This is a genomic window from Streptomyces sp. NPDC026538 (genome assembly GCF_055567535.1).
On sequence record NZ_JBVHQG010000004.1, the window covers coordinates 1 to 15,707 of the forward strand.

Here is a 15,707-nt window from a genome sequence, read left to right on the forward strand (position 1 = left end):
GCGTCAGGAACAAGATCAACACGCACCCGCACAGCCTGCCGACCAGGATCGATCGCTGCAAGAGCATGGACTCAACTCATATTGAAACCATCAGTAAGTCATGGAGCGGGGTGGAGTGTGGGTCAGCTCTCGGTGGAGTCGTTGGTGGGGCTGTCCGTGCGGGTGCGGCGTGCCAGGAGGAGAGCGCCTCCGCCTGTTGCTGTCAGTACGGCTGCGCCGCCGATCAGCCACGGTGTGGCGTCGGCTCCGGTGTGGGCGAGGGAGCCTGTCGGCGCCTTCGGCGTGGGGTCGCCGGCCGAGGTCGGGGAGACGGGTGAGGAGTCGGGCTCCGGTGTGTCGCTGCCCGAGGCGGACGGCGTGGTGCCTCCGGTACCGCTGCTTGGCCTTTCCGGGCTCGACGGGGAGTCGGTGGGCTGGTGCGTCGGCTTGTCTGAGGAATCAGGCTTCGGGCCGGTTGGCGTTGGTGACGGTCACGGTCACCGGGGCTCCGGGGCCTGCGGTGAACGTCTTCGTCGGCTTGTAGAGGTCGTAGCCGGCGGGGGCCTTGATCTCCTTGACCCAGAACTTCGTGCTGCGGCTCGGCACGGGCAGTTCGCCGGCGGCTGTGCCCTTGGACCCGGTGGTCAGGGTGAGCAGCGTGGAGGTGCCGGTGCCGATGTTCACGGTCGCGCCGGGCAGGAGCTTGCCGGTCTTGTCGTCCTTTGCCTGCAGGAGGACCTTGGCGGCCTTGAACGGGTCGGTGATCGTCAGCCGGGTGGCGTTGCCAGGGGTGACGATGACGTCCTGGTCGGCGATGACCTCGCGGAGCGGGCTGCCGGTGGCCGTCTGCTTGAGCCGGTAGACGCCCGGCGCGAGGTCGGGGAAGGTCAGCTTCCCCAGGGCGTCGCACTGTCCGCGTCCGGCTTCCTGGCCGGCGGAGTCGAGCAGTAGGAACGCGGCGCCGGGGAGGACATCTCCGGCCGTGTCCTTCGCGGTGATCTCGACGCTGCCCGCGTCCGGGGCCGGTGTCTCGGCAGGGTCGGCTGAGACCGAGGGGGCCGGTTCGGAGGGCTGGGCGCTCGCGGCCGGCGCCCAGATGAGGGTGCCGGCCACCGCGGCGGTGACGGCGGCGGATCGGACAAAGCGCACATGCACGGGGAAGAGAACTCCTTGGGTCTGGAAGCAGGACAGGTCAGCGGGTCCGGCCGGGGGCCGGGACGGGGGGTGGCGGGGCGACGGGCGTGTTGCCGTGCGCGGGCTTCGTGGTCGTGGTGGCGATGTAGAGGGCGCGTCGGGTCTGGACGGGGACGTCCTGGACGGTGCGGTGCAGCGGGTCGGTGGAGATGAGCGAGGCGGTGAAGGCGGCGACGAACGTGGTGGGTGTCCGGAAGGAGAAGTCCGCCTTCCAGTGCGGTTCGCTGGGGTGTCCGCCCCAGGCTCGCCAGGCCGGCCCGCTGGAGCCGCTGATGTTGTAGCGGTGACGGACGCCGCCGAGTCCTTCCGGGCTGAGGAAGGTCTGTGTGCCGTCGGTCTTGACGTCGTGGCTCCAGCCGCGGGTGAGTAGCGGCACATACGCCTCATGCGCGGTCGTCTCGTCCTGGAACAGCCGGTCCTGGTCGCTGTGCAGGTCTTCGAGGTAGAGGTCGAACAGTTCGGTGTGGACGTCGTGGACCAGCTCGACGGGGGTGGTGGCGTCGAAGGTGATCCACCAGTCCGCAGGGGTGAACGGGGCCCGGTGCGCGGTGATCATCCACGTGCCCTTGCCGGGCTTTTCGGGCTGGAGGTCGTAGGTGGTCTGCAGTCGCAGGCACGGGCTGAACGCGGCAGCCGTGCCGAACTCGGTCTGGGCGAACGGCCAGCCCTCGTCGTAGGGGAAGTCTCACGTGGTGCGAGGGTCGACGGCGCCGGGCCTGGCCAGATGGCGGGGAAGGACCTGGACCGGCTGGGCCGGGTCGAGGTTCTCGAAGGGGTGGGTCATCACGGGCAGGCTCCTGCTGAAGGGGTGCGGAACGGCTGGGTAGGCGGTGGAGGCCCGGCTCAGCGGGCACGGGTGCCGTTACGGGTGACCGGCGCGGCCGGCGCCGGTTGCGCAGTCCGACCTGCGGCGCGGCCCGGGGCTGATGTGTTCCAGGCGCCGGGGAACCAGACGGCGGTGTACTGCTCGATGGCGTCACGCAGCCCTGTGGTGACGGCTCCAGCCCACGGTGGCTCATCCGGACGGTGGTACTGGTGGATCACGCCGTAACCGTGCATGTTCGGGCGGGTGTTGGTCGCTTCGTCGCGACGAAGGTTCCGTGGTCGAGGAAACTGAGTGCCACCGCGTCGATCTCGCCGCGGTCCGGGTGGACGACTGCCACGCGCAACCCGCCGTAGGTGTCCGCCCGGATGGTGTCGGTGAAATCGATCCGCAGCCGCAGCTGTCCGCCGGGGGCGGGGACGGCGAAGTAGGTGTTGCCCACAACCGCGTGGGCGGGGAAGGGGAGGCACAGCTCGGCGAAGAAGTCCGGGGCCTGCAGAAACAAGAGGGGTCTCCGGTAGGAGGAAGGGCCTGTGCTAGCGGCGTGGACCGGGCAGGGCTGGTCTGCTGGTGGTGCTCCAGCGCGGGACGCTGGCCGCGGGGAGCGCGGCCGGGCAGCGGGACGCGACGGCCCGCTGCACATCGAGCGGGGTGGGGGCTGGCGGGCCGGGCGGAATGATCGGGGTGAGCTGGGCCATGCCCTTGATGTAGCTGAAGGTGTTCTCGCGCCACCGGGGCAGTGGAGCCGGATCGGCGACGCACTGGGTGACGGCGGTGAGCAGAGCGACAGGGGTGTCGGTGCTGGCCGTGGCGTACCAGACAGGCCGGTCGATGGAGTTGCCCGCCCACAGCTGCCATCGGGCCTCGCGTGTCGTCAGTTCGGCTTCCGCATCGAGGTCGCCGGTGATGAGTTCCAGGCCGGCCCGTCCGTCCGGGGCCTGGACGGCGAACGCACCCCAGCGCGGGCGGTCGATCTCCCAGCCCTGTTTCAGCAGGGGCACGACGGCAAGGAAGGGATCGTGGTCGTGGCTCCCCGAGACTGGCCAGGCGAGGTAGGCGGCCGGCCCCTGCTGGTATGCCGTGGCGAGGGCCGTCTTGAACGCGGTCACGAACTCGGTGGGGACGCGGTCGTTGAAACAGACGCCCCAGGTCGGCAGCCCGAACGGATCCCGGAAGGCGTTGATGCGCCAGAGCCCGTCGTCCTCGCCTTCGGGGAGGTAACCCAGGCGGACCTTGTCGTCGGGAGCGTTGACGTAGACGTTGCCGAGGTCGTCGTGGTGGAGGTCCCAGCCGAGGTCGGTGAGGGGGGCGAGGGCCGGGTCGCCGGTCCCAGTGGTGGAGGCGAGATGACGCGGGGAGACGAAGACGTCTCCGTCCATCGTGCGCAGGTCGTCGTGAGAGTGTGTTCTGTGAGCTTTTGTACCGTCTTGAAATTATTTACGGGGATTCGAGGTGTGGGCCTTGGGTGCGAACGATGCCTGTGGATCAAACATTCTCAAAAGATCACAAGAGGTTGTGTGCCATCACCCTCCCGGACAAACACCCACTCTGGAATGCTGAGCTTGAATCAGCTGCGAGCACTGCTCAGGGGGACAGTCATGCAGTGGACGACGTCCATCACTTGTGGCGCACTGGGTGGCTTAGTAGTGGAGATCGTGGTGTTCTACGGACGTATCGCGACGTGGCAAGCTGCCCGCCATCGCGCCCTGTCGAAGGACGAGACGAGTGATCAACTACCGCCGCTCGGTAAGTACATCGACGCACCTTCCGACGCACTGGCGGCCTTCACCCGGCTCTCCCTCGGTGCCGGCGCCGGATGGATCTTCTCCTCGCAACTGACCGGAGTATTTGCAGCGGTCGCGGTGGGAGCTTCGGCTCCGGCGCTGTTGCGTCAACTCGGTAGTGCAAGGACTATCCAAGCGGCGATCAGCGGAAATAGCACTGCTGCTCTTGCCATGGAGCCGGCCCAGCACTCCACCGTCTCGCCTGACGACGCGGAGGTTCGGCCATGAGTAACTTCCGTCAACGCTATTGGGCGTCGCTGACCGATTCCAGGGGCGGCGATCTTGAATCGCTTGACCACGTCATCGAACACGGGCGCCGCAAGGACCGGCCCTTGTGGCGCAGGTACCTCGCCTCGCTATTCGACGTCGAACTGACGGAAAAGGAGCCGTCCGGGAACGCAAGGCGCAGTGCGATCAACGAAATCCGCAGCGTCGCCGTTCCTGTCCGTAGGAATTGGCTGGCCGTTGCCGCTTCCGTACTTCTGGTCTTCGGTGCCGGGTTCGGCACCTCGTTCTCTCTGAACGACCAGAAGGCAGCCGCGGTACCCGTCGTCATCGGTGCCGCCTCCACTCTGCCCGAAGGGGCACGCAAGGAAGCTGGAGGGTACGCATGGGTTACGCCCGCGGGCTGGCGGCGGGATGTGAATACGGGCAGCGAGGTGCACTACACCTCGCCGGACAGCAGTCAGGAGATCGTGGCCAAGTCCTCACTGGCCCGGGGCGACCTCATGGAAACCTGGAAGCTCTCGGAACAGAACGCCCACCAGGGCGAAAACTACCGGAAGATCCGCTTGACAAAGGCCGCTTTCCGCGGCTGGCCCTCAGTCGTCTGGGAATACACCTTCACGTTGGGAGGGGTTCGCTGGCATGCCCTACTCACCGGCTTCAACGTCTACGACAAGAATTACCAGATCAGCATCTGGTACAAGCCAAAAGTGGAGGTGCAGGCGCTCAAGATATTCAGTGTGGTAAAGGACAGCTTCACTGTGCTCTGAACTTTCCAACCCCTGGAAAATGCGCGTGGAGCGGTCGCTCCCAGTCGGCCTTGACGATTCTCCGGCCTTCGGTGACGACTTCCCCGTACCGCGGCCGCGGCATGTTCCCGACTGTGGTTGTGGGCATCCTGTCCAATCCCTTGGACGGTGGGCAGCATTGAAGGCTACGAGGACGAGCTGACACTCGTAAAACACCCTCTGAGAGGTCACAGGTTCCTGAAGGGTGAAGGCGGACAGGTCAGGCAGCGAGCGCGAGGGCTTCTCGGAGGGCGTCGGCGTAGCCGGTGTAGTGCAGCGTCCGCAGGCCCAGGCGGGTAGCGGCCCGGCAGTTGTCGGTGCGGTCGTCCACGAACAGCACGCGTCGCGGATCGCTAACTCCCGTGACCTGCAAAGCGTGTTGGTAGGCGGCCGGGTCGGGCTTGCATACCTGAAGCCGGGCCGAGTACAGGGCCTGGGTCATCAAGTGCCGCCAGTCGTGGGTGTCGAGGACGGTGGCGAGGTGGGCGGGTGCGTTGGAGAGCAGCACCATGCGCAGCCGGGTGGCGTGGGCGCGGCGGAGGACGGCCAGGACGCTCGTGTCGGTCTCGGTCCACATGGCGGTGTCCGCGGCGCGCAGTTCGCGCAGCAGGCGGGGGCCGGGGTGTGCGTCGAGGACGCGTGCCCAGTACGCCAGGTCGCTGAGCTGGCCGGCGTCGTAGAGGTCGCGGGCGTGCCAGAAGGCTTGCTGGAAGCCGGTGAGATCGTCTTCGGGCCAGGATGCGGTGCAGGCCAGTCGGAGCCAGTGGGTGCGGGTGGGCTGGAGTCCGATGACGCCGTTGTAGTCGACGATGACGGCGTCGGGGCTGGTGGGGTGGGTCAAGGGGTGGTGTTCTCCAGGGCGCGGCGGGCCAGGGCGGCGAGGGCTGCTGCGAGGAGGGCGGGCAGCAGCAGGGCGGTGGGCAGGGTGGTGATGCTGGCGAGGGCGCCGATGAGGGCGGGGCCGGTGAGCAGGCCGAGGTAGCCGGTGACGGAGACCGTGGCGACGGCCCTCGGACCGTGGGCGCCGGCGGCGGTGATCAGGGAGGGGACGGTGCCGGACAGGCCGAGCCCGAAGACCGTCCAGCCGGCCAGTGCTGCCGGCACGGTGTCGGCGAGGACGCCGGTGGCCAGTCCGGTGGCGGCGAGCAGTGCGCCGGCGCGGACCACGATGGGGGCGCCGAAGCGGGTCGTGAGCCGGTCGCCGGTCAGCCGGCCGATGGCCATGCCGGTGCTGTAGAGGGCGAAGGAACTCGCGGCGAGGGCCGTGCCGGCGTGAAGGGCGTGCACGTGCACGGCGGCCCAGTCGGCTGCTGCCCCTTCTCCCAGCAGGCTGGCGGCCGCGAGCGCGCCCAGCAGCCATACCCGCCCCGGCGTGCGGTGCCGTCCCTCGTGGGGGCTCAGGGGTGTGGGGTCGGTGCCGCTCAAGGTCAGGGTGCGTGGCACGGTCGCGAGCACGCACACCGTCAGGGTGGCGCTGGCCGCCAGGAACAAGGTGCTGTGGGCTGTGCCGGCGGTGGCGGCGGCCAGGGCGGCGCCGATCAGTGCGCCGATCGAGTACGCGGCGTGCAGGGACGACATGATGGGCGTGCCGTAGGCGTTCTGGCAGCGGACCGCCCCGGTGTTGGCGGCGACGTCCAAGACCCCGTGCGCGGCGCCGAAGGCCAGCGCTGCTGCGAGCAGCGAGGCCAGGGTCCGGCATTGGCCCAGCAGGGCGAGGGCTGCCGCCAGTGCCATAGCTCCGCCGATCAGGAGCACGGGAAGGCGTTCGGGCCGGGTGAACCGGCCTCCGGCCTGCAGCCCGGCGACCATGCCGGCAGCGGCGGCGAGCAGGACGAGGGAGAGCCTGCCGGTCGTCAGGTGTCGGACGAGAGGAAACAGTTCAGCGCCCAAGGCTTTGACCTGGGCACTGAACTCTTCTCTGCGCCGCTGGAATCGAGGATCTGCGCACTGATCTGTTCAGTGCGCAGACACCCGGTGGTGCGGCAACTTGGGGCGTGCGTAACCGACGAAGAGGTCGTGGGTTCAAATCCCGCCACCCCGACAGCCGAAACAGCAGATCAGGCAGGCACTGGATTCAGCACCTGCCTGATCTGTTTCTGTCTGCGTGTCTGTCCCCGCCTGTCACGCAAGCGGCTTGACTCCGACATTGAGACTCGCTCCGCTCCCCGCGCGCAGGCTCGGCTCTCGGCCGGGCCTGCGCTCATGTCTCCGCCCCGCTTCAGTCCGGCCGGCGCCCGTGCCGCTGCGACTCCATGTTCTCCATGATGCAGCGAGCCCCGCCGCTGCGGGGTGCGCGGCGAGGCCTGCAGATGGTGGTCGGCGTCGTGCGACGTCAGCGATCAGAAGTCAGTTCGGGACGCTTTGATGGTCTTGCACTCGAGCTTCTTGGCTTGCGATCACCTTGACGGAGATGTCGCGCCCGCGGTCGGCCGTAACGAGGTGTCCCAGTACCACTGGATGACGCCTCAACAACTGCAGACGGTGATCACCTATGGGCTCAACTGGAAGGCTCGGACACTGGGGTGCACAGTGGAAGTGCAACAGATAGTCGGCAAGCCCGGGCGCTCGCGCTCACCGAGCGGGGCAACCCCATCCAAGTCATGGATGAGGAGAGAGCCCGCTCCGCTCGTGCATCGAGCGCGGCAACCGGTCCTTCAGGGCTGGGAATTGCGCCGCGTTCGCCCTCGCCGCCGCGATTCTTGTCGAAACCACTTCGGCCGATCACTGGCCTCATGTGGCAAGCAGAGAATAACAGGTCATCGCTTTGCCATGCAGCAAGGTTGCCGCTCCGACAATTCAAGGCCTGGACTAACCTCACTTATTTCGAGAATCTCGTTCCGGACTTATCTTCGATGAATCTATTGACGAGGTGCGTCCGCATGCTTCCCGACTACTACCCCTATATACGCGACGTAATAACGATCACAGATGATGTGACCGCATTCTGTACGCGACCCAGTATCGGCCCAGCCTTCCTGATCGGACGCGTAGTGAAGCACAAGGCCGGGTGCAATCTGGGGGTAGCCTCGAATCACGTAATCATCGTCGCCGATGTCTACGACGGAACAAATGGCATGATCGATGCCAGCGCTTCGAGCAGAGGTGGGCCCGGCGGCACGGTCACAATCATGTGCCGGCGGTCGATCAACGCACGCGTGAATGCCTCCGGCGGAGCCGGAACCACCGGGGCGGCAGGGCCAAATGGCTCGCCGGGGACACCCGGTTACCACCACGACGAATGGTGGGAGACCGTCACAGACCCCGTAACCGGGGAGACCCGCGACGTTTATCATCCCGCTGAGGACGACCCGGGCACTGATCCCACCAACGGCGGTCCGGGCGGTCCGGGCGGTCCGGGCGGCAACGGAGGGTCGATCACGTACATCAGCACCATCGAAGACGCCTCGACACCGGATCTCTCAGCCGCCGGCGGTCCGGGCGGTCCAGGTGGTCCTGGCGGGGCAGCCGCACAGGGCCCCTACAGCGAAGGGTCGGTGGACGGGGATCCCGGAGAGTGGGGCCCCTCGGGTGCCGATGGCCAGGTCAACGTCACCACCCTCGACGAAGCCGACTACGTCGCCGGTCTTCGACCATTGCTCAACAGCACCGGAAGGGTGTTCGCGAACTACTGGGCCCCTTACCGCATCGCTGTCGGCGAGCACTTCTATCGCCTGTACAACTCGGGTGTGCCGGACGCTGCCGAGTACTTGCATCACCTGGGCGAATCGGGTGTGCCGGATCATGCCAAGTACGGAGCCCTCGCGGCGATCGAGTTCAAGCGGGCGCTGGAACTGCAACCCGACAATGCCGACGCGATCCGCCTGCAGCGCCAGCTCGTCGGCTTTGCTCCGGCACCCGGCGCGGTGTGGGTCGGCGGAGGCGTCAATGTGCTGGGTCTGCCACCCGACATGGATGTGGTGCCCAAATTCGATAAGTACACCGAGGCGTTCACGCGCTTTCTGCCGCTTGTTCTGCCGTTTCTTGAAATCGGCGTCAGCGAGCTCTACACGGCCAAGGGGATCGATAGTCTGGCCGAGATCGCCGGTCAGCTGTCGCTGGAGGCGGCCGCAGCGCGTGATGACGCCGTCCGCACCCTGGGCGACGCCAAGACAGAGCAGGCGCAGGCCGACAGCGACGTCGATTACGCAAAAACCCAGCTGGACCAGGCGACCACCGCCATCAGCAAGGCAATCGTCGAAGCCCAGCAACAGCCGCACCCGCCCGAAATCTCCTTCGGTGGGTTCATCAAGACGATCGCCGAGGTCGGTGGCGCGATCTTGAGCGTGGCGGCCGCGGTCCCGACCGCCGGAGCAAGCCTGGTCGCCTTGGCACCGGACCTTATGCTGCTCGCGGACACCGTGTTCGACAGCGCAGCGCCGATCGCCCAAGCACTACTGCACGGTGACGAGGCCGCCGACCTGGCGACGATCAGAGCTGCGTACAGCGCGGTTGACCAGGATGCTGCTGCTTTCATCGGCAGTGCACGCAAGATCGTCAACTTCGTCACCGTCGCGCAGAGGCTTGCCGAGGTCACAACGGCCGAGAATTCACCGCATGTGGCTCTGATCAGGCGTGGCACCGAACTCACCCACGAACTGCTGCTCGCCCGTAACCGTGCCGTGCTCGCGCACCAGCGCGTCGACTCTGGCACCGCTCGGTTGGCCCGCGCGCAGGAGGTTGCCGCACAAGCGGATGCACTGCAGCACAAACAAGTTCTGGATGCGGAGGCGCTCAAGCAAGCGGGGCTGGCGGCCATCTACACCGCTCAGTCGAAGGCCGACGCCTTGCTGGGCCTCGCGTTCCGGGCAAAGCGGTCGGTTGAGATCTACACACTGCAGAACGAGGACGCTCACTTTCCCATCGATGCCGGCCGGATCTGCACCGACCTCGGGACCGATTACTACGAGAAAGAGATCGACGAAGTCAGGCTCGCGAAGGAGCTCACCTCGTCGTGGGAAAAGATACTCACCTTGGGTGACCTGCAGGCCGACTACACCCAGTACTTCGACGGCTCGCTGGATCGGGACTGGATCAGGCGGTCGTTCACCTCCTCCGATCCGCAGGTGGCCGAGTTGAAGTCACTGCACCGGGCCACCTTTACGATCGATCCAGTCGCCGACATACCGGCCGACCATTTCGACGCGAAGATCAACTGCTTCCATGTGGCGCTCATCGGAGCGTCTCATCCCGAAGGTGCAATCTCGTGCGAGGTGCACCACGGCGGGAAGTATCAGCAGCGTCGGCTCGACAAGAGCGTGACGACCCAGTGGTTGCTGCCCAAGGTCAGCACTCGCGATGCCAAGACGACGCCGCTGCTGCCGCCCGATGAAGAGTTCGGCGATGAACCGGCCCTCGACGCACCCGGATCGCTGGCTTTCTGGGGACGAGGCGTGGGCGGAAGCTGGCAGTTGACAATCTCGCAACAGCAGTTCGACACAGGACTGAACCTGAACGGGCTGACACGAATCCAGGTGTGGATCGGATACCAGTTCCTCCACGGTTGATCGACCGCCCGCCCGTTAACCCACAGGCCATCCGGATCCAGATTGGCGAGGAACTGTCATGCCTCTGTTCTCGGGTCCCGTTGACGACCCGCTCGCGTTCAACAACAACTCCCCCATGCAGGACGCCCTCGACGCTACGTGGCAGCAGCTGTCGAACGCCGGCACCCCGGCGGTCGACAACCTGGCCGTCATCGTCGTCGCGCTGACCGGGTACGAGGGAGGGCTCAACCATCCCTGGGCGGCGATCAGGGACCAGGACGAGTGCTACTCGGCCAGCCTGATCAAGATCGCAGCGATGTACACAGCCTTCGACCTGCGGGCGAGCGCCGACCAGCTGGCCAACGACCAGCAGCTGACAACGTGGCCGGACATCGAAGCCGCCCTGCAAGCCACCTTCGACCCTGACATCGCTACGCACACACCGCCGTTGATCAACACGTCGACGGATTTGCGCGACGAGGACAAGGACCGGCGCCCGGACTATTCGGCCGTCCTTCAGCTCGGCACAGCAGGCGGAGACTTCACTGTCGACTTCACTCCAGGTCAGGTAAGTGCGTTCGAGAACATGATGGTGCAGCAGCACGACCAGGGGGCCACCACGACGATCCACGGCCTGGGATACCCGTACCTCGACGGCAAGATCGCCGACGACGGCCTCTTCGACAGCACCTCCTCAGAGGGGCTGTGGCTGGCGGGCGACTACGCCGGGATCTGGCCGGCCGCGCGAATCTCGTGCGTAAACGATGTGGACACCGCCCAAGGCACCACTGCGCGACAGCTCGCGAGACTGCTGACGTTGCTGGCGGACGACAAGCTCGTGGGGCCGCTGAGCAGTCAGGGCATGAAGGAACGTATGGCCCGGGCCGGTAAGTTCTTCGAGTCGACCACCCCCCCGATCTGGCCCGCCGGCGGACAGTTCGTCGCCACCCACGGCAAGGTCGGCATCGGCTCGTTGAAGAACCGCCAGACCGTGCTGTCCGAGGGGATCCTCGTCAGCGACACCGTACGGAGCAGGAGCTTCGCCGTTGTTTACCAGAACGTCATTCAGGACGGTCTGACACAGCGCCAGGCACTTGTGCCGGTGGCGACGCTGATCGAAGCTGCCCTGAACGCCTTCTGACATCAACCGGAGATCGCTACGGATGACGTCACGGGGCCGTGCACTCGTTGAGGGCTCACTCCCGATGGCGCTGGTGAAGCCCGTCGCGAGCCCGGCCGCGAGCCCGGCCGTCGAACCGGACACTAGCCCGAACGCGACCTTGACCTCGAGCCCGCGCCCAGCCTCGGAACCAAGCGTGAACCCGAGTCTGGGTATGAGCCCGATCGCAAGCCCTGAGGATAGGGAAGACGATGGAAAGGCGTCGCCATGCCGTTCGATTTCAACGTCGATGTCCGATTGACGGACACCGAAGACCTCGACAGCGTGCAGTACATCAACATGACCATCGGTTCGGTTCCGGCCAACCCCGATCGGCTCCGAGGCGACTGGCGGGGCGCAGCCGTCTTTCTCCCTTCCAGCTCCGGCGAATTCGAGTGGGATGGACGCCCCGGAGTGGCAGGCACCCTCGTCTTCGACGGGAGTTCGGCCGATGCCCGCTTGGTCCTAGGCCTCAACGATTTCGTCGCCCCGGGCGGAGGTCTGCCGCAGCGGGGTGCAACCGGAGGCGGTTCCGTGACGGATCCCGACAACCCGCAGTTCGTCGGGGACGTCAAGTGGGAAATCACGTGACGGGACCGGGTTTGGGATCTTGACGGCATATGACGATGGACATTCCGAGTGCCGTTTGACGGCAACTGGTTTCTGCATGCCCCGAGCGCGCCAGGGGGAACAGGGCACGACCTGGAGCCTGCAACAAGAGGTCGGCCCGGCGGTACAGGCTCGACATAACCAAACTTCCGATCGACAGCTCATTTCCACCCTTATCCGCGCAGGTCTCGGACAGGCGGCCCGCGAGTGCGTCTCTGTCGATAAGGTCCTCGGAGACTGCGAGGCCGCCATCCTTCGTTCGCTGGAGGACTGACATGGGACAGCAGCTGAAGATTCCATTCGTGGACGGGATGAAGGTTGGCCTAGGCTTCGATCTGCTGACCGGCAGCCCATCGAGCGACCGGGTCATCCAAAACCCGCAGACCAGTCCGCCACAGACTGGCGGCGGGCAGACCGTCACGACGACCTTCCGCCTGGTGCAGGAGACCAACTCGCTCCAGGAGGCCTTGGGACTGTCCGCCGCGGTGTCCGGCAGCTACGCGGGTTTCTCCGCGACGGTGAAGATGCAGTTCGCGAACCAGTGCGCGGTAACGCAGTACTGCCTGTACGCGGTGCTGGCGGTGGAGGTAATCAACTCCTGTGTGACGGTGGACGCGCCGGCTCTCGTTCCGGACGCGACCGACCTGCTGACCACCGGGAAGACGGATAACTTTCGTGAGCGCTTCGGCAACCGATACATCTCCGGCCTGAAAACCGGTGGTGAGTACTACGCGGTATACCGCGTGCAGAGTTTCGACGAGCAGGAGCGTACCGACGTTGCGGCGCAAATCTCGGCGAGCTTCCACAACCCAGCCTTGCGGGCCAATCTGAACACTGCCGTCGAGAGCAGAAAGTCCACCTCGCGCAACGACCTGAACGTGAACGTCTTCGTGTACTCGGCCGGCGGGATCAGCGAGACGGAGACGGCACTGTCAGAGATGATCGAGAAGGCGCAAAAGTTCCCAACCCTGGTCTCGGGCGGGCAAGCTACTCCCTACCAGGTCCTCCTAGACGAGTACAACGGGTTGAAACTCCCGGGTGACAATCTGAATTTCTACGACCAGGAGCAGCAGACCGATTGTCTCCTCTTCAATTCCCGGCTGCTGAACGACTTCACAACGCTGGTCAACGATATCGACTTTATCCGCAAGCATCTCGATCGATTCCACAATCCGGACGGGTCACCGCCGGACGACGTGGCTCTGCAGCAGGCCCGTCAGCAGTGCCTGGGCATCGTCGACGAGTTGACCAGAGCCATCTCCGACTGCACCCGGAATGCCTCCACCTGTGTGCACTTCACCCAGTCACCCGAGGACTTCACAAACCGGCTGCCGATCCTGCGCGAACCCCGGCCGGGTCTGCAACGGGTTCCGCACCTGATCGGGACGAAGGCCGTGCTGTACTCCGATATCTCTACGTACACGAAGAACCGGGTGGTCGTGGACCTCCTGGGCGAGCAGGGGCTCTACTTCACCATCGACAACCCTGAGGAACTGGACTTCGGGGTGCTGGGCACACCCGCGTTGCCCGACGCGGGCACCGTCGTCGGACAGACTCCCGCGGACGGCACGTTTGTTCCGGGCGGCAGCGTACTGCACGTCAAAGTGTCCCCACTGCAGGAGAATTACGGACCGGAAGTCTGAGCGAGGCGACGATGGCGGCGCAGACAGAGATCCCGTTCCTGGACGGAATGAAGGTGGGCCTGGGCTACGACGTGCTGACCGGCGTAGCGACCAAGAGCCCGGCGGTGATGGGCACATCGCTGACGGCGCCAGCGCAGGCCGGCGGGCAGATTGTGACGAAGACCCTGCAGATCGTGCAGGAGTCGAGCGTTCTGCAACAGGCACTGGGCATCTCCGTCGACGTGAGTGCGGGGAGCGTGTTTGGTGATGCCAGCGCGAAGTTCAAGTTCGCCAGCGACATTGCGGTGAACAGCTTCTCGCTCTACGTGGTGGTGGGCGTCCAGGTCTCCAACGCGACCCGGACGCTGGACAACCCGGTGCTGTCGAAGGAGGCTGCAGACCTCTTGCGCAAACACATGACCGCCCGTTTCCGCGACCGGTTCGGAGACCGGTTCATCCTCGGGATCAAAACCGGGGGCGAGTACTTCGCGATCTACAAGGTGGAGAGCCTGGACACGACGGAACGCTCGTCGATCGCAGGGGAGATTCATGCCCGCGCAGGCGCACCCGGTGTCGCGGGCGGCTCGCTCGACGCCGACATCTCCTCGAAGATCGCCGCCTCCAAGAGCAAGCTCGACGTGAGCGTCTACGTCTTCCAGGCTGGCGGCTCCAATACAGGGACCGAGACCACCCTCGACGCGATCATGCAGAAGGCTCGCTTGTTCCCCACCCTGGTCGGAGTCGACCAGGGCGTGCCGTACTCGATGCTGGTGCACGACTATAGGGAGCTGGCGCTCCCCGGCGACGGGCTCACGTTCATCGACGTGCAGAACCAGCAGGACGCGCTGACCTTCAATGCGAGCCTGCTGGACGGGTTCAGCACCGTCATCAACGACATCGACTTCGTCCGCAAGAACATCGACCAGTTCAAGAACGCGGATGGCAGCAACGTCGATGACGCGGTGCTGGCCAAGGCGCGTAAGGACTGCTTGCAACAGGTGGATGCGATCCGGTTGCAGATGTCGAAGTGCTCCAACGACGCCACCACGTGCATGCGCGTCCAGTCCGCTCCGGAGGACTTCGCGCGCCTGCTCCCGAAGGTCGGGGATTTTACCCGGGTCACGGTCCCGAATATGGTGGAGCAATTCCCGATCGCCACCCTGGGCTTCGACTTCCGCGATCACCATAATCTTCTCGAGGACTTGTCCCCGTTCCGGGCGGGCTCCCCCGTCCCGTTTACCGGCGTGCCAATCGTCCTCGCGGGTGAGTTCGGAAACCTCGCGTATGTCGCTGACCTCGCCGCCGACGACATCCATCCACCATTTTTCAACGGTGGGGCAGTCTTCGTTAAGGCGCAGGACCCGCCAGGCGGGTCGGTGGTGTCGAAGGGGTCCACAGTTAAGCTAGCGCTGCGAATCGGCGACACGGCGCCGTGAGGCCGTCCGTACCGGCGGTCCGGACCGCCGAAGTTCGTATGCGCAGTAGAATGCGGCGACCTACTCGCTGCGAGCCGCTCGGCGACGCCCAGGGCGCCCCGGCCAGCGCAAGGCCCGTAGCGAGTACGAGAACCGGGTCGGTTGGCTGTCACCGGATGCCGCCGACTGCCAGCCATTGCCTTCCCCAAGAGAGCAGGGCATCCCCTGCCTCTTTGGACAGTTCTGCGTGAAATCGGCCTCGTGCGAAGGCGATGGATGCCTCTTTGCTGCCGTCCCAGCCCTCGGCGTAGGTGGGGGCGTCCTTCGCTTGGCCGCCCGCGAGGTGTTCCCACAGCCACGCGGCGGCGTGCCGTTGTCTCTGCCACGTCAGGTTCTGGTCGGTCGGCCGGAGGATCGGCAGCAGCACACGGCCGGGTACCTCTCGGAGGCCGGCAAGCGCTGTGCGGCGGGCTTCGTAGTCGATCAGGCCGCGGGTGGTCATGTGTGCGGCCAGGGCCCGGACCGCGTCCCAGAACGCTTCCGGGTCGGCAGTGCGTTGGGCGATGCGGCGGTAGGTTTTCGGTGAGCTGGTGGGGACGCCGAGCGCTTGTGAAGCGTGCGCCCAG

Annotated in this window: 12 protein-coding genes and 2 pseudogenes; 7 read left to right on the top strand and 7 right to left on the bottom strand. The window is 65.8% G+C overall.

What is annotated here, in order from left to right; genetic code table 11:
• Positions 1 to 122 precede the first annotated feature (122 nt).
• The 4 genes and pseudogenes from ACZ4N4_RS16955 to ACZ4N4_RS16970 form a co-directional block, all read right to left on the bottom strand.
• Positions 123 to 1,134: pseudogene (locus ACZ4N4_RS16955) on the bottom strand (MSCRAMM family protein).
• Positions 1,135 to 1,171: 37 nt separating this feature from the next.
• Positions 1,172 to 1,786, bottom strand: a complete 615-nt coding sequence (locus tag ACZ4N4_RS16960) for an SPDY domain-containing protein (RefSeq protein WP_467590586.1) — start codon at positions 1,784 to 1,786, stop codon at positions 1,172 to 1,174.
• Between the two features lie 230 nt (positions 1,787 to 2,016).
• Positions 2,017 to 2,501: pseudogene (locus ACZ4N4_RS16965) on the bottom strand (hypothetical protein).
• Between the two features lie 31 nt (positions 2,502 to 2,532).
• On the bottom strand, positions 2,533 to 3,375 hold the full coding sequence (locus tag ACZ4N4_RS16970; RefSeq protein WP_467589153.1) for an SPDY domain-containing protein: 843 nt from the start codon (positions 3,373 to 3,375) through the stop codon (positions 2,533 to 2,535).
• Positions 3,376 to 3,642: 267 nt separating this feature from the next.
• Here ACZ4N4_RS16970 and ACZ4N4_RS16975 point away from each other — a divergent pair, with 267 nt between their 5' ends.
• Both ACZ4N4_RS16975 and ACZ4N4_RS16980 read left to right on the top strand, forming a co-directional pair.
• Entirely contained in the window at positions 3,643 to 4,008 is a 366-nt protein-coding gene (locus tag ACZ4N4_RS16975; RefSeq protein ID WP_467589156.1) for a hypothetical protein, read from the top strand.
• A complete protein-coding gene (locus ACZ4N4_RS16980; RefSeq protein WP_467589159.1) occupies positions 4,005 to 4,775 on the top strand; it encodes a hypothetical protein in 771 nt (256 codons plus the stop codon). Before ACZ4N4_RS16975 ends, ACZ4N4_RS16980 begins: the two co-directional genes overlap by 4 nt.
• 238 nt (positions 4,776 to 5,013) lie before the next feature.
• On the opposite strand, the gene ACZ4N4_RS16985 is transcribed toward ACZ4N4_RS16980, so the two are convergent.
• Positions 5,014 to 5,634 carry an HAD-IA family hydrolase gene (locus tag ACZ4N4_RS16985; protein ID WP_467589162.1) on the bottom strand — a complete coding sequence of 207 codons (621 nt, stop codon included), beginning with the start codon at positions 5,632 to 5,634 and terminating at the stop codon, positions 5,014 to 5,016.
• Positions 5,631 to 6,683: an MFS transporter gene (locus ACZ4N4_RS16990; protein ID WP_467589165.1), complete on the bottom strand. Its 1,053-nt coding sequence runs from the start codon at positions 6,681 to 6,683 to the stop codon at positions 5,631 to 5,633. Before ACZ4N4_RS16990 ends, ACZ4N4_RS16985 begins: the two co-directional genes overlap by 4 nt.
• 989 nt (positions 6,684 to 7,672) lie before the next feature.
• On the opposite strand from ACZ4N4_RS16990, the gene ACZ4N4_RS16995 reads away from it, so the two are divergent.
• From ACZ4N4_RS16995 to ACZ4N4_RS17015, 5 genes are all read left to right on the top strand, one after another.
• Complete coding sequence (locus ACZ4N4_RS16995; RefSeq protein WP_467589168.1) at positions 7,673 to 10,297, top strand: hypothetical protein; 2,625 nt, start codon at positions 7,673 to 7,675, stop codon at positions 10,295 to 10,297.
• 58 nt (positions 10,298 to 10,355) lie between these two features.
• Entirely contained in the window at positions 10,356 to 11,417 is a 1,062-nt protein-coding gene (locus ACZ4N4_RS17000; RefSeq protein ID WP_467589171.1) for a hypothetical protein, read from the top strand.
• Between the two features lie 246 nt (positions 11,418 to 11,663).
• Positions 11,664 to 12,026: a hypothetical protein gene (locus ACZ4N4_RS17005; RefSeq protein ID WP_467589174.1), complete on the top strand. Its 363-nt coding sequence runs from the start codon at positions 11,664 to 11,666 to the stop codon at positions 12,024 to 12,026.
• Between the two features lie 293 nt (positions 12,027 to 12,319).
• Positions 12,320 to 13,687, top strand: coding sequence for a hypothetical protein (locus ACZ4N4_RS17010; RefSeq protein WP_467589177.1), 1,368 nt, complete (start codon positions 12,320 to 12,322; stop codon positions 13,685 to 13,687).
• 11 nt (positions 13,688 to 13,698) lie between these two features.
• Positions 13,699 to 15,102 carry a hypothetical protein gene (locus ACZ4N4_RS17015; protein ID WP_467589179.1) on the top strand — a complete coding sequence of 468 codons (1,404 nt, stop codon included), beginning with the start codon at positions 13,699 to 13,701 and terminating at the stop codon, positions 15,100 to 15,102.
• A 148-nt stretch (positions 15,103 to 15,250) separates the two neighbouring features.
• On the opposite strand, the gene ACZ4N4_RS17020 is transcribed toward ACZ4N4_RS17015, so the two are convergent.
• Positions 15,251 to 15,583 carry a hypothetical protein gene (locus ACZ4N4_RS17020; RefSeq protein ID WP_467589181.1) on the bottom strand — a complete coding sequence of 111 codons (333 nt, stop codon included), beginning with the start codon at positions 15,581 to 15,583 and terminating at the stop codon, positions 15,251 to 15,253.
• Between the last annotated feature and the right edge of the window lie 124 nt (positions 15,584 to 15,707).

Excerpts from the sequence above, each read along its gene's own strand:
- ACZ4N4_RS16970 (WP_467589153.1), bottom strand. The coding sequence starts at position 3,375 with ATGGACGGAGACGTCTTCGTCTCCCCGCGTCATCTCGCCTCCACCACT.
- ACZ4N4_RS16980 (WP_467589159.1), top strand. The coding sequence starts at position 4,005 with ATGAGTAACTTCCGTCAACGCTATTGGGCGTCGCTGACCGATTCCAGG.
- ACZ4N4_RS16995 (WP_467589168.1), top strand. The coding sequence starts at position 7,673 with ATGCTTCCCGACTACTACCCCTATATACGCGACGTAATAACGATCACA.
- ACZ4N4_RS17000 (WP_467589171.1), top strand. The coding sequence starts at position 10,356 with ATGCCTCTGTTCTCGGGTCCCGTTGACGACCCGCTCGCGTTCAACAAC.
- ACZ4N4_RS17005 (WP_467589174.1), top strand. The coding sequence starts at position 11,664 with ATGCCGTTCGATTTCAACGTCGATGTCCGATTGACGGACACCGAAGAC.
- ACZ4N4_RS17010 (WP_467589177.1), top strand. The coding sequence starts at position 12,320 with ATGGGACAGCAGCTGAAGATTCCATTCGTGGACGGGATGAAGGTTGGC.
- ACZ4N4_RS17015 (WP_467589179.1), top strand. The coding sequence starts at position 13,699 with ATGGCGGCGCAGACAGAGATCCCGTTCCTGGACGGAATGAAGGTGGGC.
- ACZ4N4_RS17020 (WP_467589181.1), bottom strand. The coding sequence starts at position 15,583 with ATGACCACCCGCGGCCTGATCGACTACGAAGCCCGCCGCACAGCGCTT.